The 269-nt window shown below is 50.2% G+C and carries 1 protein-coding gene; it reads left to right on the top strand.

The annotated features are described in order from the left end of the window. Positions 1–269, top strand: a 269-nt coding sequence (locus AF337_RS44315) for a hypothetical protein (protein ID WP_210168056.1), incomplete at both ends; no start/stop codon positions are given.

Genomic DNA, 269 nt, shown 5'->3' with positions numbered 1-269 from the left:
GGTTGGTATGCTGCGAGAAGTCCAGTTACGAGGGAACTAAGATAGTAGTTCTTTCGATAATCGACACGCATCTTGTATCGAAGCTGGCTTTCTGCATTCGCACCGCGATCGGCAACCGCACGCAGAAGCTGCGCGTTAAGATTATCGGCGCTCTTGGTGTGCGTGAGCTGTACGCCGGTCAGATACAGCCAAATGTTATCGTCGCTTCCGCGGAGATCGTTGACGCTAATCCGGGCAAAGCAGGTCAAAAAGATGAGCAATATAAAAAT

The organism is Rhizobium ecuadorense (genome assembly GCF_001187535.1).
GTDB lineage: Bacteria > Pseudomonadota > Alphaproteobacteria > Rhizobiales > Rhizobiaceae > Rhizobium > Rhizobium ecuadorense.
Note: the sequence above shows the minus strand (reverse complement) of the source record. Positions and strands in the feature narration are given on the sequence as shown.